We start from the raw sequence: 16327 nt of genomic DNA on the forward strand, positions 1-16327 counted from the left end.
GGTGTGGATGGGGCGGGTCGCGCCGTACGTCGTCGCCGCCCTGGGCATGGGGTCGTTCGTCGCGCTCTACAACGCCGCCGGTTTCCGCCTGTCCGCGCCGCCGATCTCGCTCTCCCCCGCCGCCGCCTCCCTGGTCTTCCTCTCGTACGCCATGGGCACCGCCTCCTCGGCGGCCGCCGGTCGCCTGACGACGCGGCTGGGCCGTACGACCGCCTTGGTCGCGGCACTGCTGGTCACGGTCGCCGGCTCCGTACTGACCATTCACACCTCACTCGCGCTCATCGCGATCGGCTTCGCCGTGCTGACGGCGGGGTTCTTCGCGGCGCACGCGATCGCCAACGCCTGGGTCACCGCGACGGCACCGCCGCACATGCGCGGCCGGGCCGCCGGCCTCTACACCCTGTGCTACTACCTCGGCAGCGGCACGGGCGGCACGGCGGGCAGCATCGTGTACGGCCACGCGGGCTGGACCTGGCTGATCGGCCTGACCTCGGCGTGGCTGCTACCGGCCGCCCTCGCCGTCGTCCTCGCCCACCGCCGCCCCCTGACCCCCGCGACCAGCGCCGGCACGCCCGCGTAGCCGGACCTCGTCCAGCCGGTCGGCCCTGGACCCGTCCGCCCGAGCGGTGATGGAGCGCTGGAGGGAGTCGGTCAGCCACAGGTGGGTCGCGCCGAGCGTGAGCGGCCCGCCGATGACCTCGCCCACCAGCCGCCAGTATCGCCGCATGCGCGGGTCGCGGTCGGCCGCCACACTCTCCAGCAGCTCCCGCCGGAACGCGGGCGTGTCCCTGCCGCCCCGCACCGACGCGTGCGCCGCCACGAAGCGGTCGAGCTCGGGCCCCTCCCTGGGCGGCTCGCCCGTCAGCACCATGGGTTCGGCCAGCGCGCACGCCTCGCCGACCCCGGACATCAGCGCGTCCTCGTCGGAGATCAGCTTCACGTTCGCCCGCGCCCGGTCCACCAGGCCGCGCGAAAGCGACCGGTCGCCGACCAGTGCGACGAGCTCGGCGTACGCGACCACCTGCGGCGGCGTCGGGTCGACCGGCGGCTCGGGGACGGCCATGGCCACGAACGACACGAACATCGGCTCGGACACCGGCGCCACCATCGTGCGCCGCCAGAAGCCGACCAGCACGTCGCGCCCGAGCGGGCCGCGCTCCACCGCGGCCAGCAGCTCCAGCCTGGCGGCCCGCTCGGCGGGCCCGGCCTCCTCGACGGCGCGCAGCGAGGCGCGCCGCCAGGCCAGGTCGGCGAGCCGGACGTCGAGCTCGGCCCGCTCCGCCGCGACGGCCTCGGCCAGCGAGCGCTCGCCGTCGAGCACCCCGGTGATGGCGGTCAGCCCGAGCCCGAGCCCGCGCAGCCGCCTGACCAGGCCGAGCCGCTCCACCGCCGCGCGGTCGAACCTGCGGTGTCCGCCCGTGCTGCGCACCGACTCGACGATCCCCTCGTCGCAGTAGAACCGGATCGTCCGCACCGATACGCCGGTCAGCCGGGCAAGCTCGCCGATCGCCAGCGTCTCATCCCGCAATGGCACTTGAACCTCCACTGGACTGGAGTTCCTACGGTAGTGGCGTAACCCGTTCGAGAGGAGCTGGATCATGACGGCACGGCTGGTGGAAGGGCTGCGGGAGCACACGGAGGGCTTCGCGCGGGCGGTCGAAGGGGCCGGCCAGGACGTCCAGGTGGTCACCTGCCCGGAGTGGGGGGTGCGCGACCTGGTGGGGCACATCGGGCAGGCACACCGGTGGGCGGCGAAGCTCGTACGCGAGGGAGAGCCGCTGGAGGTTCCCGACCCGCGCCAGGAAGATCCCGGCCGCCCGGAGGAGTGGGCGGGGTGGCTGAGCGCCGGCGCCGAGGAGCTGATCGCCGCGGTCGGCGAGGCGGACCCGGACAAGGAGGTGTGGAGCAGTGTGGGGCCGCGGCCGCCGGCGTTCTGGCTGCGCAGGATGCTGAACGACACCGCCGTCCACCACTACGACGCGGCCGTGACGACGGGCGCCGCGTTCGCGATCGCCGACGATCTGGCGGCGGACGTGATCACCGAGGGCATGGAGCTGCTCTCGGCGCCGGGGGTGGAGGCGTTCAAGCCGGAGCTGGCCGAGCTGCGTGGCCGCGGCGAGACGCTCGGGCTGCGGCCGTCCTCGATGACGGGCTGGCTGGTCACCAGGACACCGGACGGGGTGCGGTGGGAGCGCGGGCGCGCCGACGCCGACGTGGTGGTGTCGGGTACGGTGGCCGAGCTGATGCTGGTGTTCTCGCGCCGCGTTCCGCCCGGGGACGTCACCGGTGACCGCGCGCTGCTCGACCACTGGCTGGCCCGCACCGCGTTCTAGCCCTGGCCGGTCAGCCTTCCAGGTAGCGCAGGATGGCGAGCACGCGGCGGCTGTAACCGGGGTCGCGCGGCAGGTCGAGCTTGTCCACGATGGCGTTGACGTGCTTCTCCACGGTGCTGAGCGATACGTGGAGCCGCTCGGCGATGGCCCCGTTGACGAAGCCCTGGGCGAGGTGGCGCAGCACCTCGGCCTCGCGCGGGCTCAACCGGCTGAGCGGGTCGGCGTGGGTGGTGCCGGCGAGGAGCCGGCGCACCACCTCCGGGTCCAGGGCCGTGCCGCCCGCGCCGACGCGTTCGAGCGAGTCGAGGAACTCGGCCACCTCCGAGACCCGGTCCTTGAGCAGGTAGCCGAGACCCTGAGTGGAGCCGGCCAGCAGCCTGGCCGCGTAGTGCTGCTCGACGTACTGCGACAGGACGAGCACGCCGACGCCGGGATGGCGCTCGCGGATCTCCAGCGCGGCGCGCAGCCCGTCGTCCTTGTGGGCGGGCGGCATGCGCACGTCGACCACGGCCACGTCGGGCAGGTGCCGTTCGACGGCGTCGAGCAGCGCGGGCGCGTCGCCGACGGCGGCGACGACCTCGTGGCCCGCGTCGTCGAGCAGCCGGGTCAGACCCTCGCGCAGCAACACGGAGTCGTCGGCCAGGATCAGTCGCACGGCGGCGCCTTCGGCAGCCGGGCGGCGATCTTGGTTGGCCCGCCTGGCGGGCTGTCCACGGTGAGCTCCCCGTCGAGCGCCAGCACCCTCCTGGCCAGACCGGCCAAGCCGCCGCCCGAGGGGTCCGCGCCGCCCTTGCCGTCGTCTGAGATCGCCACGCTCACCGTCCGCTCGTCCTCGCCCAGTACGACCAGGATGTCACGGGCCGCGGCGTGTTTGACCGCGTTGGTGATCGCCTCGCGGGCCACGAAGTAGAGTGCCGTCTCCACCTCGGAGACGGGCCGCCCGGCCAGCCCGTCATGTACGCTCACCGGCACCCCGGCTCGCTCGGCGACCCCGGCGAGCGCGGCGCGCAGGCCCAGCTCGTCGAGCGCGGTCGGGTAGATCCGCCAGGCCACGTCGCGCAGCTCGTCGAGGAGCTGGCGCGACTCCGTGTAGGCCTGGGCGACCAGCTCGGCGATCCTGTGGTGGTCGTCACTGTGCCTGGCGCGGCCGAGCAGCATGGCCAGGGCGACGCCGCGCTGCTGTACGCCGTCGTGCAGGTCGCGTTCGATCCTGCGGCGCTCGTCGTCGACGGCTCTGACGATGCCGGAGCGGGTCGCGGTCAGCTCGGCGATGCGCCTGCGCATGAGCTCGTGGCGGTCCGGGCCGAGGAAGTGGCCAGCCAGCCGGCGGTCCAGCGCGCCCGTCGCCACGATCATCAGCGCGGCGACGGTGGCCAGGGCCACGCCGCCGGTCAGGCCGAGCATGCCGCTGTTGGTGACCAGCCGCACGCCGGGCAGGTTCAGCGGCACCGACTCCGCGTCGCCGCTCACCAGGTCCCATGTCCCGCCGAACAGCAGCAGGCCGCCGAGGAACATGGCCAGCGCGCAGGCGTACCCGCCGAGGACGCCCAGGGCGGCGCGGGCGGCGAGGAACCCGTACCCGCCGTCCCTTGTCGTGTGGTGGTCCAGCCATCTGGCCAGCCTGGCCCGCTCCAGCGCGGTCAGCCTGGCCAGGCCCCGCGCGGTGACCGGCCGCAGGGCCGGGACCAGGGACGCGGGCCACGCCGCGCACAGGAAGGCCAGCTCGACGAGGCCGAGAGCCATCCCGAGCAGGACTCCGGCGATCACACGCCCAACTCTGCCGCCTGACACGGGCGTGCAGTCTAGGCGTCGCGGCGGCGCAACACGGCGTACCCGGCCGCCACCGCCGCTGCGGTCCAGGCGAGCAGCCAGGCCAGCCCCTCCCCCGCCGGGTACGGGATCGGGCCGCCGGTCATGTTGTCCGTGCTGCCCATGAACGCCAGCCCCGCGAACGACGGCGTCCGCAGCGAGGCGTCCACCGCCGCCTGGCTCCCCGTCATCAGCAGCAGCAGCGGCAGGCCCATGAGCAGCATGAACGTCACGGTCAGCGTGCCCGTCGCGCTGCGCATGGCGGCGCCCACGCCCAGCGTCATGACCGACACCAGGGCGAAGAAGAAGCCCACGCCGAGCAGGTCAGGCACGACCTCGCCGACCGGCGCCACCACCACGCCGCCGAACACGTCGATCGACAGCAACGCGTGGACGGCGGCGGTCCCCACGCCGCCGGACAGCACGCCGGCGGCGAACATCACCGGCGCCACCACCAGCGCCTTGGCCGCCAGCACCACCCCGCGGACGGGCATGGCCTGCAGGGTGACGCGGATGCCGCCGGAGGAGTACTCGGACGTGATCACCAGCATGGCCAGGGCCACCAGCGCGAACTGGACGAACGACGTCGCCGAGATCACCGGCTCGCTCGCGACGACGCGCACGCCGGCGTCGCCCCCGCGCGACGCCTCGGTGGCGGTCGCGCCGCCCAGCGTCACCGCGCTCAGCACCATGAGCACGCTCGCGCCGGCCAGGCACCACCACGTGGACCGCACCGACCACAGCTTGGCCCACTCGGCCTGGACAGCCTGCCACAAGGTGCTCATACCCCCGCCTTTCGCGAGCCGTACTCGACGCTGTCCGCCGTCAGCTCCTGGTATGCCTGTTCGAGTGAGGCCTCGCGGGTACGCAGCCCGTGCAGTCTGATGCCGGCCTCGTGCGCCAGGTCGCCCACCCGCTCGATGGGGGCGCCGGTGGCGACCAGTTCGTTCTCGCCGAGCCGGTCGACGGCGACGCCGGCGGCGCGCAGCCGTACGGCCAGGTCTCCGGCGTGCGGGGTGCGGACGAGCACGGCCGTCAGTGAGCTGCCCGCGATGACCTCCGCCAGCGGCGCGTCCATGATGAGCCGCCCCTTGCCGATCACCACGAGATGGTCTGCGGTCAGCTGCGTCTCGCTCATCAGGTGGCTGGAGACGAACACCGTGCGGCCCTCCTCCGCCAGCGACCGCATGAGCCCCCGCACCCAGCGCACCCCGTCGGGGTCGAGCCCGTTGACCGGCTCGTCGAACATCAACACCTCGGGATCGCCCAGCAGCGCCGCCGCGATCCCGAGCCGCTGGCTCATGCCCAGCGACAGCGTCCCGGCCCGCTTGCGCGCCGCACCGACCATCCCGACCGTCTCCAGCACCTCCTCGACGCGCCGCCGCGCGATCCCGTTCGCGCGCGCCAGCGCCGTCAGGTGGGCGTGCCCGCTGCGGCCGGGGTGCAGCGCCCGCGCGTCGAGCAGCGCGCCAACGGTGCGCAGCGGGTTCCTGATCCGCTGGTACGGCACCCCGCCGATCAGCGCGGTGCCCGCGGTGGGCCGGTCGAGGCCGAGCACGAGCCGCATCGTCGTCGACTTGCCGGCCCCGTTCGGGCCGAGGAACCCGGTCACCGTGCCGGGCCGGAGCTCCAGCGACAGGTCGTCCACGGCCATCCGTTCGCCGTAGCGCTTGGTCAAACCCTTGAGACTGATCACGCCGCCTCACGCTAGGCGGGCGCCGCCGCGGCCACTATGGGGGCGGACCGCCGACCTCTATGGCGGGAAACCGTAAATCGCCGGTCGTACGATTGCGCCGATGCGCTGGCCGGCGGCGATTGTTCCGTGCGGCGATCGGTCCTCATTCCTTTTTTCCAAACCTCTCTGACCTGCGATTTTGATTGTCCAGAGCACGTTGGACATTGTTCGGACATTAATCGCTTGGCGGTGGCTGCGGCGGCCCGTAAGAGTGATGACCAGAAAGCACCGGCACCCGAAGAAAAGGGGAAACGCATCATGAGAATTCGCGCGAAAGTCACTCTCACCGTGGCCTCTGTGGCGGCCTCGATGTTCGCCTATTCAGCAGCCGCGCCCGCGTCGTTCGCGACGACCGGCTCGGCCGAGAGCGTGGCCGTGTCCACCGGGACGCAGCAGGCGCTCGACGTCATCCGCGGCAAGACGAGGTGCTTCAGCTACTCCTACGGCGATGACGGCACGTCGAGCGTCACCGTCTACTACCACAACCGCTGCAAGCACTCGCGTGGCCTGAAGATCCGCGTCGCGCAGGCGTCGGACAAGTGCATCTGGGTGCGCGGTGGCGACTACGGCAGCCACAAGTTCAAGGGGCCGCACCCGACCGTGCAGTCCATCAAGGAAGTCTCCCACTGCGGTTGACGCGCCGGGGTCCCGGCCGGGCGGGGGCTCGGCCGGGGCACCGATTTGGTAGCCTCCTCCATTGGTCACGCAGTCGACCGGAGCAGAGGTGCGATGGCGCGGTCGTCCGGTTCGCAGGACGGGGGCACGGGCTCGCGGAGGGGTCGCAGGCCCGTACGGCCGGATCCGGGATCCGGCCCTGTCGCGCTGTTCGCACACCGTCTCTGGCTGCTGAAGGAGCAGGCGGGCGACCCGTCCTTCGCGGACATGGCCGGCCGCCTCGGCGCGGCGGCCTCGAAGTCGTCGCTGGCCGCCGCCGCCCGGGGCAGCGCACTGCCGACCTGGGAGACGACGTGGGAGTTCGTCCGCGTCCTCGCCGTCGACCGGCTGGGCCAGGACGAGGAGGCGACCAGGCGCGAGTGGCGAGCGTACTGGGAGCAGGCCGGCATGGGGCACGAACCCGATCCTCCGGCGCCCGACCGTCCCTCCCCCGTCAGGAAGCGCACGGCGCTCGTGGCGGCGGCGATCGGCGTGGCGGGCACCGGCGCGGCCCTGTTCGCCTGGGCCGTCCCGCTCATCGGCGAGAGCGCGCAGCGCGAGCCGGTGCCGCGGGACACCCCGGCGCAGGCCGTGACACCGCACGACGACTCCGTCTTCGAGGCGGACGTGACGATTCCCGACGGGACGGTGGTGAAGCGGGGCACGTCGTTCACAAAGATCTGGCGTCTGCGCAACGCGGGCACCGTCCCGTGGCGGGACCGCTACCTCACCAGGCTCAACGACACCGCGTGCCGGGCCCCGGAGCGGGTGGCGATCGACCCGGTCCAGCCGGGCGAGTCCGTCGAGATCGAGGTACGCGTACGCGCCGCCGCCGAGCCCGGCCGATGCAAGATCTACTGGAAGATGACCAACGCCGAGGGGGCCGAGCTCCTCGCCGGCAAGAAGCCGATCTTTCTCGACGTCACGGTCTCTTAACCCCCGGTCAGCGGGGTGGGCGCCGCCGTCCAGGCTCAGCACCTGGTTGGTGAGGTAGCCGTTGCGCAGGACGGCCGGCGCCAGGTCCTCGGGCCGGCCGAACCGCCCCACTTCTGGGTAGGCGCTCAGACGAGTCGGGTGACCAGGCCGGTGTCGAGGGAGTAGTAGCCTCCGACGATCTTCAACTGTTTCCTGGCGATCCGGCGGCGGAGCAGCTTTTCGGCCTTGAGTTCGGCCACGACGGCGGTCGTGTTGAGCCTGATCATTTTCTCCACGTTCCCGTCGGCGCGCTTGTAGGCCGGGCGCAGGGCCTCGACTATGTCATGGAGACTTCCTGGGAGCCGCTCGCCTTCGTCCAGGGCGTGCGCGGCTGCTCCCACCGCGCCGCAGCGCTGGTGGCCGAGCACCACGATCAGCGGAACGTCCAATTCGAACGGACCGTACTCGATCGCTCCCGACACGAGCGGGTCGATGGTGTGGGCGGCGCTGCGTACGGTGAGGAGGTCGCCGAGGCCCGTGTCGAAGACGATCTCCGGAGGCACGCGGGAGTCGATGCACGACACGACCACCGCGTAGGGCTCCTGCTTCTTGGCGACCTCGGTCCGCCTGGCGCGGTCCTGATGCGGATGGAGCACCTCGCCGGAGGCCCAGCGCCGGTTGCCCTGCCTGAGTGCCGCCCAGGCCTGGTCCGGGGTGAGCCGGCGGCCGGCGTCGACAGTGGAGGCTGCGAAAGAGGGGGCGGCTGGGGCTCCTAACAGCAGACCCGCGGTGAGGAGGCCGGTGCTGCGGAGAATTGCACGACGCTTGACAATCTTCGCATTCATGGATCCAGTATGCAGTATGCAGTCTACCGACGCGGAAGGAGTCAGGGTCAGGCAACCCTTGCCCGGTCGCCCGCACGAGCACCCCGATCAGCAGGGGGACCACCGTCCCGCCGGCGAGCACCGCGAACGCCGCCCAGTCCGGCATGATGTCCGGCACCTGCTCGATCAGCTGGAGCGCAGGAACCGGTTGGTCACCTCGCCCCACGGCAGGACGCGGCCGACGAACGGCAGCACGAGCACGATCGCCGCGGTCGCCGCGGTCGCCGCGGTCGCCGCCGCGCCGCCGCGCCGCCGCGCCGCCGCGCCGCCGCGCCGCCGCGCCGTTGCGCCGTTGCGCCGTTGCGCCGTTGCGCCGTTGCGCCGTTGCGCAGGATAGCTCCGAGCGCCACCCCCAGCAGCGTGCTCATCACGATCATGAGCGTGCCGCCGCCGATCACCGGCCAGGCCGCGGCGACGGATGGATCAGATACGACGCCGTGACCACGCTGTCCCCCGCTCGCAGCAGCGGAATGATGGCCAGCCGATCGTCGGAGATGGCCAGTTTCATGGGCAGGCTCGCGGCAGCACCTTGAATGCGAAGGTGATATCACCAACACTATGCTTCGTGAGCCGATCGACAAGGTAGACCGGCTCAGCCGGAAGGCCGGCCTCTGATTCCCGGCTCCGGGAATTACCAAAGCTTCGTCTACTGGTATTTCGGCACCTGTAGGCGGGGGCTCTTTCTGTGTTTCAGAGGAAGTAGCTCACCTTGGCCTGCTCGGTAAGCTTTTCGACCAACCTCGGAGTGTGGAGATCCATCGGGCTTCGCCAGGCATACGCGCTGATCTCTTCAACCTGAACCTCCACGCGCGGGTAGCGGGTACGGAAGACAAATCTCAGGTCGGCGTGACGGTGGGCAGGCTCAGCTTTCTTCGGGTTGGCCGGAATATCGTGGATGTCGATGTCGATGGGGGTGTCGTCGAGACCCTGGGGAGAGACCGCGAACTGGCTCCCGATATCGGTCTCCTCCTTGAGCTCGCGGAGGGACGCGCTGACGAGGTTCAAGTCTCTGGACTCAACGTGACCTCCTGGTAGAAGCCACTTGTCGAGCGCTCGGTGCTTGATCATGAGAATCATGCCGGTGTCGTCGACGACGGCCGCGCTACACGTGACGTGAATCGGGAACGTGGAACGGGACCAGAAAGCGTCTCGCGCATTAAGGGTCACGAGAAGCGGCTCTAGCCCCTCCCATTCGTCCGGGTATTTCTTGAGGTACCTCTCTATCGTCCTGCGGATTTCGGCTTGAGAGATCGTCATGACACTCCATTGAAGTAGGTCAGCCAGGTCGAAGCAACAACCCGCCGGACATCGTCCGGTACTTCGTAAATACCTGCTTCGTGCTCGTGTGCGGCGAGTCGTGTCAGCGCAACCAGAATTTCGGCCTGGACGAGGAAGATGAACGGGCCGACAGAAGCTCCGTGGATGAAGTTGACCGCGTTCCCGTCAGCCAGCACGTAAAAGTAATGTCCCGTGCGGCTGTATTTGGTGATGTTGGTATCGACCTGCGTGCGGTCGTAGAGGCCTTGGAGAGCGTCAAGCTCCAGCTCATCGTCGGAGCTGGTGACGGAGGCCACGTAGGCACCGTTCCGTATCCGGCCGAAATCCTCAGCCCGGAGCGACAGGTTGCCGGTAGCGCACGACGACACCAGCACCGCAGAGAGCCTCAGCGAGCGTCTCCGACGTCCGGTATCCCTGCGACAGAGCTTGAGCCCTACGGACCGAGCTGGAGTCGTAGACGGTCACCTCTACATGCTTGGCGTGCAGCATGGCTGTGATCGACCGGCCGAGTTTCCCGTGGCCGACGACGGCGGCAGGACGGCCCTGGAGGATGTCTCCCCGGGCGCGGATCAGGGCCTCGGTCGAGAAGGTGACCGACTGACCGACGAGGAAGTCTTCCGGCTCCTTCAGCGGGCTCCTGGCTACCGAGTAGATCGGGCAGGGCGGCTTGTCTAAGGCCAGGTACCTCTGGTGGCCGTTTTCGGTGTCTTCGACCACACCGACGATCTGGCCGGAGTACTTCGCGCACAGGTAGTCGATGGAGCCGGCGAAGTAGCCGCCTACGTCAAGAAGAACGACCCTCTGCGACGGAGCCTGATGCTCCAGATAGGCCAGCGCCTTGGACGGGTCGGAGAATCGGGCACGGTCGAGTTTGTCTACGTGGAACGCCTCGGCGACTTCCCGTAGAGCCTGGCCATGGATGGACTTCGGCTTCGGGAGCACGGACAGGACCCGTGACGCCCGAGCCACGGCACGGATGAACGACGGACGCTCAGGTAGCAGGTGGGTGATGACAATGGACGAGACGTTGCTCGATACGTCCGTACCTTCGGTGACGCGCTTGAAGAACGCATCCACGCGGGATCTCTCGAAGTCCTCCATCATGAATATCTCCTTCGGGTGACCAGGATTGGGAATGCTCTGTCGATGCGGCCTTGGCCTCCTGTTCTGCTATGAGCCGGGCGAGTGTGATCACTTCTCCAGAGCGACCAATGAGGGTACTTACTGACAAGATCGGACAGATCTGACATACTGACCTCGGCTTGATTGCGTATACCTAAGCAAATTTCCATATACGAAAATGACGCAGCGTAGGGTTGCTGTCAACCCTCTGTGGAGTACGAGAAGGAGCACGTGTGCCGGAGCGTCCCGCTTACCTCCGGATAGCTGATGAGATCCGAGAGAAGATCCACTCTGGTGTGATAGAGCGCGGTACGAGGCTTCCCTCCAACGACGAGCTGGCCGCGACCTACTCGGTTTCCCTCATGACCGTCCGGAAGGCCATGGAAGTCCTCAAGTCCGAGGGTTTGATTGAGTCGAAGACCCGCGGCGGGACGATCGTCCGGGATCGTCGTGTTCTACGCCGGATTTCCTCGGAGCGGTACCTTGCCGATATCGGTCCGCAGGACGTTCCGAAGTCGTCGTATACCTCGGACCAGGGCATCACGTGGTCCGAGTACCGGCTTGACGTTTCCTATGACTGGACGGAAGCCGATGACGAGCTGGCTGAACTGTTCGGAGTCGATCCGGGTACGAGGCTGCTCGACAGGAGATTCGTCTTCTACTCGCGCGGGGTGCCGACGCAGATGTCTCGGCCGTACCTGCTCGCGTCGGATGTTGGGGGCACGCCGGTAGCCGATCCGGGTAACGAGCCGTGGCCTGGTGGTACGTTCGCTCAGCTTCGGTCCGTGGGAATCCTCATCGACGACATCATTGAATCCGTGGCTACGAGGATGCCGACGCCGGAAGAGGCGAGCACGTTGCAGATCCCTTCTGGCGTTCCCGTTTTCGCGATCACGCGTCGCCTCCTGGCTCAGGGCCGTGTGGTTGAGGTCGCTCACCCGATAGTGATCCCCGGCGACAGCGCGATCCTTGACTACCGGATTCAGATTTAGACCAGACCCGCGTGCACCTCGTGATCGCCGCCTACGAGTCCGGCCTCGTCTGACCCGCGTACGGCGCCGACCGGCCGCCCCGCCTCGCGCACACCCGCGGCGGCTGCCACCGCTCAGATCCAGCCGCGCCTGACCGCCTCCATCGCCACCTGGAACCGGGTCTGCGCCCCCACCCGCCGCATCAGCTTCGTGATGTGCCGCTGCACCGTGCGCTCGCTCCACCCCAGCGCCCGGCTGGCCGCCTTGTCCGTCGCCCCCGACGCCAGCAACGTCAGCAGCCGCTCCTCGTCCTGCGACAACTCCCCGCCCGGCGCCGTCAGCCGCACCGGCACGCTACGCTCCCACAACGCCTCGAACAACGCGACCAGCGCGTCCAGCAGCGGCGACGGATGGATCAGGTACGACGCCGTGACCACGCTGTCCCCCGCTCGCAGCAGCGGGATGATGGCCAGCCGATCGTCGGAGATGGCCAGCTTCATGGGCAGGCTCGCGGCGATCCTGGCCTGCTCGCCGTGCTGCATCCCGGCTGTGACGTCGTCCAGCCAGCCGGGCAGCTCCAGCACGCTGTTGTCGTAGACGACGCGATACTTCACGCCGCGCCGCAGCAGGTAGAGCCTGGGCGTCGCCAAGATCGGCGCGGACAAGGTGGCGAGCGAGCGCGGCATCACCGGCAAGGGCGTGCGGGTCGCCGTGCTCGACACCGGCATCGACATCACCCACCCGGACCTCGCCGGCAAGCTCGTCAGCGACGACCCCTCCGACGCCAAGCACCCGGGCGGCTGGATCGAGTTCGACGCCGCCGGCAAGCCCGTGGCGTCGGAGCCGCACGACAGCAGCAACCACGGCACGCACGTGGCCGGCACGATCGCGGGCGGCAACGCCTCAGGCACCCAGATCGGCGTCGCGCCCGGCGCCGAGCTGATGACCGGGCTCGTCATCCCCGGCGGCTCAGGCACGCTGGCCCAGGTGATCGCCGGCATGCAGTGGGCGATCGCCCCCTACGCCGCCGACGGCACCCCAGCGGGCAAGCCCGCCGACGTCGTCAGCATGTCGCTGGGCGCGGAGGGCTACGAGGACGAGATGATCGAGCCGGTACGGAACATCCACCTCGCCGGCGCGTTCCCGTCCTTCTCCATCGGCAACGACTGCCTGCCCGGCGGCTCCGGCAGCCCGGGGCAACGTCTACGAAGCCGTCGGCGTCGGCGCGACCGACGTCAACGACGACGTGCCGGAGTTCTCCTGCGGCGGCGAGATCCACCGGACCGACTGGTTCGCCGCGCCGGCCGAGTGGCCGGAGTCGTACGTCGTGCCCGACCTGTCGGCGCCCGGCGTGGACGTGGTGTCGGCCCTGGCCGGGGGCGGCTACCTGTCCGCGAACGGCACCTCGATGGCCGCCCCGCACGTGTCCGGCACGGTCGCCCTCATGCTGGAGGCCCGCCCGTCGATCAGCGAGGACGGCAGGTACGTCGTCTTCGAGAGCACCTCGGCCAACCTCGTCGAAGGCGACACGAACAGGCGCTCGGACGTGTTCCTGCACGACCGGCGCCCCGGGCCCGAGGCGCTGTTCGCGCTGAGCGACCTGGACGTCTCGCCGTCCGTCTCCCGCTCCGGGCGGGTGCGGGTGGAGGCCTGGGTGAAGAACGTGGGTGAGCAGGCGGGCTCGTACGACGCCGTGCTCCGCGTGAACGGCGAGGTCGAGCAGCAGCGGGGTGTGCCGCTGCGGTCAGGCCAGAGCACGCGGATCACGTTCGACGTGCGGCAACGCGAGGCCGGTGACTACACCGTCGGCCTCGGGACGCTCACCGGGCGGTTCACGGTCAGGCGTTAGGTTCCGCGAGCACCGGCCGCGGCCGGGGTGACCAGATCGCCCCGGCCGCGGCCATCGTGCTCGCACGGCCTGGAGTCATCGCAGGCCGGCGAAAAGGTCCTCCTCGTGATCGGGAGCGTCGACCTTGCACAGCCGGCGGGCGAACGCCTCATGGGAGAAGATCTTCTGCTGGACCACCTCCGGCATGCGCAGGAAGAAGATGTTCTCCCCCTGGCTCTCGTGCGCCCTGAGCGCCTTGAGCTTGCGCTCGGCGTAGGGCGTGACGTCGACGATGCTGGTGACCTGCTCGTCGGGGGTGCCGAAGTCGTCGCCCGGCTCAAAACCGGGGTCGATGCCGTGCTCGCGCATCATCTCGGACATCTGCTTGATGGCGGCCCGGGGAATGGCCGTGTAGTAGAACTTGTCGGGAATGCCGGTCGATTCGGTGGCGGCCACCGTGATGCGGTGGGCCTGGACGTGGTCGGGATGGCCGTAGCCGCTGCCGCCCGTCTCGTCGTAGGTCACCACGACCTGCGGCCGGTAGCGCTCCATCAGGGCGGCCAGCTTGGCGGCGGCCGTCTCGACGGGCACGTTGCCGAACGCGCCGGGGTGGCCGTTGGTCTCCCAGCCGTCCATGCCCGAGTCGCGGTAGCCGAGCAGCTCCAGGTGGTCGATGCCCAGGTGGGCGACCGACTCGCGCAGCTCCCCGAGCCGCCGCGCCGCCACCGCGGCGTCGTCGTGGCCGGGCTCGCCCGGTTTGACGCCGCCCACGTCGTCGCCCTGCTCGCCGTTGGTGCAGGTGACCAGGACCGTGCGGACGCCCTCCTCGGTGTAGCGGGCGAGGATGCCGCCGGTGCTCAGGCACTCGTCGTCGGGGTGGGCGTGCACGACCATCAGGGTGAGTTGGCGATCCATGCATCGGAATACTACTCGGCGGCGCCGACAGTTCTCCCGGCGCGCCCCTCGCGTCACCCGCCAGGCGTGGTGTCCGGCAGGGCCGCGCGTACGAGCCCGCCGGCCCGGTGCCGGGCGGTCGCGGCGGCGGCGCGATCGCCGAGTGCGTCGGCGAGCGCCGCCTGCTTGAGCCAGTTGTACGGGCTGCACGGCCGCACGTTGATCCGCTCGCTCACCAGCGCCCTGGCCACGTCCCGCCGCCCGCCGCGCAGGGCCGCCTCCAGGAGCGTCTTCTGCACGGCGTCCCGCTGCGCGTGGCTGCCGCCGAACTCGTTGATCCGGTGCCTGATCGGATACAGCAGGTCCACGACCGAGGCGTAGTCCCCCCGCCCGAACGCGACGATCGCCCGGCACACCGGCAATCCCACCCGCAGCGTCATGTCGCGGTTGGTGACGCCGGGCCGCGGCTCCAGCACGTACGACTCCCGCGACGTGATCAGCCGCTCCGCGTCCGCGATCCGCCCGGCGCCCACGTACGACATGACGGCGTGCATGTCGTTGAACGCGTAGAACGGCTCGGCGACTCGCCGCGGCCACGCGTCGGCCAGCGCCCGCCAGCGTTCGTGCTGGTCGGAGCCCTCCAGGTGGAGCCGCCAGAGCAGGGCGGCGGCGTCCACCAACTCCATGCACGCCTGCCCGTCCGCCAGCACCGAGTCGTAGATCGTCAGCGCCCGCGGCACGTCGCCGGCCTCCAGCGCGTACAGGCCGTAGTGCCACCAGTTGTGGATGTTGAAGAACGTGCCGGTCGACCAGTCGCCCACGCGTGCGTCGAGGTAACGCAGGCCGTCACCGAACCGGCCCTGCATCTCGTACGTGTGCACGACCGCGTGGATGCCCCACACGTCGTGCGGGTTCAGCTCGACCGCCCGCAGCGCGACCTCCTCGGAGCGGTCGTAGTGGCCGGCCTCCTCCAGGCCGAAGGCGTACATGCCGAGCACGTGACCGAGATGCCGGTCGTCGTCCCGCCACGCGCTCAGCGCGCCGCCGATCCGGTCGCGCAGCGAGCGGGAGTCTCCGGTGAAGAAGTCGATCTGGTGACCGGCGGCCAGCGCGAGCGCGTCGCGCGGCCAGGCCACGGTGATCTCGCCGAGCAGCGCCCCGCACCGGAGGAAGTCGCCGTCGAGCAGGGCCTGCACGGCCGCCACGTGCGCGCGCTCGCGGGGCGGCAGCGACGTCTCGTCGATCCTGCGGCGAAAGGCACCGAACCTCGCCCGCGCGGTGCGCGCGTCCTCCACCTCGGTGGTCAGCAGCCCCAGGTACGCCGACAGCACGTTGCCCATCGGGAAGTCGGGAGACTCGGCCAGCGCCGCGCCGGCCTCGGCGTCGACCTCCACGCGGAAGTGCAGCAACTCGTCGATCGCCCGGTCGTAGTGCCGCACCGCGGCGGCACTCGCCCCGGTGATCGCCAGGCCGTGCTGGTCGTGGGTCACGCCTCCAATCTAGTGCCGCATCATCTTGGGTTTGCCCCGGGAAACCGGCTACTGCGCATCGTACGGCGCGGCAGCGGGTCGGTAGTGACCTGGCGGCGAGCGCAGATGGTGCTGCTGTCGGCCCGCCCCCTGTCGCTCTCGCGTGCCCGCGTCGTCGAAGAGGCCCTGGTCCAGGCCCCTTCGGAACGTTCTACTGGAGGAGGTGGGTTTCCGTGGTGCTCTACGCCATGGTGCGCAAGCGCCGGGGCACGGTCGCCGCCACGGCGATCTCCTCTGCCCTGTTCGGCCTGTGGCACATCCTCCCGGCCATCGACATGGCCCGCGCCAACCTGGCCCTCGGCGCCCTGACGGGCGGGCGGCCCATCTGGACACCGCGCGGGTCGTGGCGGGCAGCGTCGTGTCCACAGCGGCGGC

At 70.2% G+C, this 16327-nt stretch carries 19 protein-coding genes and 2 pseudogenes; 9 read left to right on the top strand and 12 right to left on the bottom strand.

Going from position 1 to position 16327, the window contains the following annotated elements; translation table 11 throughout:
- The coding region (locus ITP53_RS45075; protein WP_195901623.1) for an MFS transporter at positions 1-580 on the top strand (580 nt) is incomplete at its 5' end.
- Here ITP53_RS45075 and ITP53_RS45080 read toward each other — a convergent pair.
- The gene (locus ITP53_RS45080) at positions 503-1534 is read right to left on the bottom strand and encodes a MerR family transcriptional regulator (RefSeq protein WP_207757332.1); all 1032 of its coding nucleotides are present in this window, start codon (positions 1532-1534) and stop codon (positions 503-505) included. The genes ITP53_RS45075 and ITP53_RS45080 overlap by 78 nt on opposite strands.
- 64 nt (positions 1535-1598) lie before the next feature.
- On the opposite strand from ITP53_RS45080, the gene ITP53_RS45085 reads away from it, so the two are divergent.
- Positions 1599-2333, top strand: a complete 735-nt coding sequence (locus ITP53_RS45085) for a maleylpyruvate isomerase family mycothiol-dependent enzyme (RefSeq protein ID WP_195901625.1) — start codon at positions 1599-1601, stop codon at positions 2331-2333.
- 10 nt (positions 2334-2343) lie between these two features.
- Here ITP53_RS45085 and ITP53_RS45090 read toward each other — a convergent pair whose 3' ends face one another.
- Genes ITP53_RS45090 through ITP53_RS45105 form a run of 4 tightly spaced genes read right to left on the bottom strand, consistent with a single transcriptional unit; the run spans position 2344 to position 5838 of the window.
- Entirely contained in the window at positions 2344-2988 is a 645-nt protein-coding gene (locus ITP53_RS45090; RefSeq protein WP_195901626.1) for a response regulator, read from the bottom strand.
- Entirely contained in the window at positions 2979-4100 is a 1122-nt protein-coding gene (locus ITP53_RS45095; protein WP_328817854.1) for a sensor histidine kinase, read from the bottom strand. The genes ITP53_RS45090 and ITP53_RS45095 overlap by 10 nt, the downstream gene beginning before the upstream one ends.
- A 35-nt stretch (positions 4101-4135) precedes the next feature.
- Positions 4136-4927 carry an ABC transporter permease gene (locus tag ITP53_RS45100; RefSeq protein ID WP_195901627.1) on the bottom strand — a complete coding sequence of 264 codons (792 nt, stop codon included), beginning with the start codon at positions 4925-4927 and terminating at the stop codon, positions 4136-4138.
- Positions 4924-5838 carry an ATP-binding cassette domain-containing protein gene (locus ITP53_RS45105; RefSeq protein WP_195901628.1) on the bottom strand — a complete coding sequence of 305 codons (915 nt, stop codon included), beginning with the start codon at positions 5836-5838 and terminating at the stop codon, positions 4924-4926. The genes ITP53_RS45100 and ITP53_RS45105 overlap by 4 nt, the downstream gene beginning before the upstream one ends.
- A gap of 297 nt (positions 5839-6135) precedes the next feature.
- On the opposite strand from ITP53_RS45105, the gene ITP53_RS45110 reads away from it, so the two are divergent.
- Both ITP53_RS45110 and ITP53_RS45115 read left to right on the top strand, forming a co-directional pair.
- The gene (locus tag ITP53_RS45110; RefSeq protein ID WP_195901629.1) at positions 6136-6513 is read left to right on the top strand and encodes a hypothetical protein; all 378 of its coding nucleotides are present in this window, start codon (positions 6136-6138) and stop codon (positions 6511-6513) included.
- Positions 6514-6606: 93 nt separating this feature from the next.
- Positions 6607-7467, top strand: a complete 861-nt coding sequence (locus tag ITP53_RS45115) for an NBR1-Ig-like domain-containing protein (RefSeq protein WP_195901630.1) — start codon at positions 6607-6609, stop codon at positions 7465-7467.
- A 125-nt stretch (positions 7468-7592) separates the two neighbouring features.
- Here ITP53_RS45115 and ITP53_RS45120 read toward each other — a convergent pair whose 3' ends face one another.
- Positions 7593-8291: a carbonic anhydrase gene (locus ITP53_RS45120; protein ID WP_195901631.1), complete on the bottom strand. Its 699-nt coding sequence runs from the start codon at positions 8289-8291 to the stop codon at positions 7593-7595.
- Positions 8292-8307: 16 nt separating this feature from the next.
- Here ITP53_RS45120 and ITP53_RS45125 point away from each other — a divergent pair, with 16 nt between their 5' ends.
- A complete protein-coding gene (locus ITP53_RS45125; protein WP_195901632.1) occupies positions 8308-8667 on the top strand; it encodes a hypothetical protein in 360 nt (119 codons plus the stop codon).
- Positions 8668-9020: 353 nt separating this feature from the next.
- Here ITP53_RS45125 and ITP53_RS45130 read toward each other — a convergent pair whose 3' ends face one another.
- From ITP53_RS45130 to ITP53_RS45135, 3 genes are read right to left on the bottom strand one after another with little or no spacing between them, the layout of a single operon-like run.
- Entirely contained in the window at positions 9021-9587 is a 567-nt protein-coding gene (locus ITP53_RS45130) for an NUDIX hydrolase (RefSeq protein ID WP_195901633.1), read from the bottom strand.
- The gene (locus ITP53_RS56505; RefSeq protein ID WP_207757333.1) at positions 9584-9904 is read right to left on the bottom strand and encodes a Rossmann-fold NAD(P)-binding domain-containing protein; all 321 of its coding nucleotides are present in this window, start codon (positions 9902-9904) and stop codon (positions 9584-9586) included. Before ITP53_RS56505 ends, ITP53_RS45130 begins: the two co-directional genes overlap by 4 nt.
- A gap of 31 nt (positions 9905-9935) precedes the next feature.
- Entirely contained in the window at positions 9936-10712 is a 777-nt protein-coding gene (locus ITP53_RS45135) for a Rossmann-fold NAD(P)-binding domain-containing protein (RefSeq protein WP_207757334.1), read from the bottom strand.
- A gap of 251 nt (positions 10713-10963) precedes the next feature.
- On the opposite strand from ITP53_RS45135, the gene ITP53_RS45140 reads away from it, so the two are divergent.
- Positions 10964-11722, top strand: a complete 759-nt coding sequence (locus tag ITP53_RS45140) for a GntR family transcriptional regulator (protein WP_195901634.1) — start codon at positions 10964-10966, stop codon at positions 11720-11722.
- 113 nt (positions 11723-11835) lie between these two features.
- Here the strand turns inward: ITP53_RS45140 and ITP53_RS59785 are convergent, their stop codons facing one another.
- Positions 11836-12435 (bottom strand): helix-turn-helix transcriptional regulator, encoded by a 600-nt coding sequence (locus ITP53_RS59785; protein ID WP_407941390.1) that lies wholly within the window; start codon positions 12433-12435, stop codon positions 11836-11838.
- Between ITP53_RS59785 and ITP53_RS61510 the strand changes: the two are divergent.
- Together ITP53_RS61510 and ITP53_RS59790 are read left to right on the top strand one after the other, a co-directional pair.
- Positions 12413-12808, top strand: a pseudogene (locus tag ITP53_RS61510) (S8 family serine peptidase); the annotation flags it as partial. The gene ITP53_RS59785 and the pseudogene ITP53_RS61510 overlap by 23 nt on opposite strands.
- Before the next feature lie 100 nt (positions 12809-12908).
- Positions 12909-13550, top strand: a pseudogene (locus tag ITP53_RS59790) (S8 family serine peptidase); the annotation flags it as partial.
- 75 nt (positions 13551-13625) lie between these two features.
- Here ITP53_RS59790 and ITP53_RS45155 read toward each other — a convergent pair.
- Together ITP53_RS45155 and ITP53_RS45160 are read right to left on the bottom strand one after the other, a co-directional pair.
- Positions 13626-14444 (bottom strand): PIG-L family deacetylase, encoded by an 819-nt coding sequence (locus ITP53_RS45155; RefSeq protein ID WP_195901636.1) that lies wholly within the window; start codon positions 14442-14444, stop codon positions 13626-13628.
- 53 nt (positions 14445-14497) lie between these two features.
- Positions 14498-15913 carry a tetratricopeptide repeat protein gene (locus tag ITP53_RS45160; RefSeq protein ID WP_195901637.1) on the bottom strand — a complete coding sequence of 472 codons (1416 nt, stop codon included), beginning with the start codon at positions 15911-15913 and terminating at the stop codon, positions 14498-14500.
- Between the two features lie 212 nt (positions 15914-16125).
- Here ITP53_RS45160 and ITP53_RS45165 point away from each other — a divergent pair.
- The coding region (locus ITP53_RS45165) for a CPBP family intramembrane glutamic endopeptidase (RefSeq protein ID WP_236051909.1) at positions 16126-16327 on the top strand (202 nt) is incomplete at its 3' end.

Source organism: Nonomuraea cypriaca, from assembly GCF_015645445.1.
GTDB lineage: Bacteria > Actinomycetota > Actinomycetes > Streptosporangiales > Streptosporangiaceae > Nonomuraea > Nonomuraea cypriaca.

Excerpts from the sequence above, each read along its gene's own strand:
- ITP53_RS45130 (WP_195901633.1), bottom strand. The coding sequence starts at position 9,587 with ATGACGATCTCTCAAGCCGAAATCCGCAGGACGATAGAGAGGTACCTC.
- ITP53_RS45125 (WP_195901632.1), top strand. The coding sequence starts at position 8,308 with ATGCAGTCTACCGACGCGGAAGGAGTCAGGGTCAGGCAACCCTTGCCC.
- ITP53_RS45120 (WP_195901631.1), bottom strand. The coding sequence starts at position 8,291 with ATGAATGCGAAGATTGTCAAGCGTCGTGCAATTCTCCGCAGCACCGGC.
- ITP53_RS59785 (WP_407941390.1), bottom strand. The coding sequence starts at position 12,435 with ATGTCGATGCCGGTGTCGAGCACGGCGACCCGCACGCCCTTGCCGGTG.
- ITP53_RS45110 (WP_195901629.1), top strand. The coding sequence starts at position 6,136 with ATGAGAATTCGCGCGAAAGTCACTCTCACCGTGGCCTCTGTGGCGGCC.
- ITP53_RS45100 (WP_195901627.1), bottom strand. The coding sequence starts at position 4,927 with ATGAGCACCTTGTGGCAGGCTGTCCAGGCCGAGTGGGCCAAGCTGTGG.
- ITP53_RS45155 (WP_195901636.1), bottom strand. The coding sequence starts at position 14,444 with ATGGATCGCCAACTCACCCTGATGGTCGTGCACGCCCACCCCGACGAC.
- ITP53_RS45135 (WP_207757334.1), bottom strand. The coding sequence starts at position 10,712 with ATGATGGAGGACTTCGAGAGATCCCGCGTGGATGCGTTCTTCAAGCGC.
- ITP53_RS45085 (WP_195901625.1), top strand. The coding sequence starts at position 1,599 with ATGACGGCACGGCTGGTGGAAGGGCTGCGGGAGCACACGGAGGGCTTC.
- ITP53_RS45115 (WP_195901630.1), top strand. The coding sequence starts at position 6,607 with ATGGCGCGGTCGTCCGGTTCGCAGGACGGGGGCACGGGCTCGCGGAGG.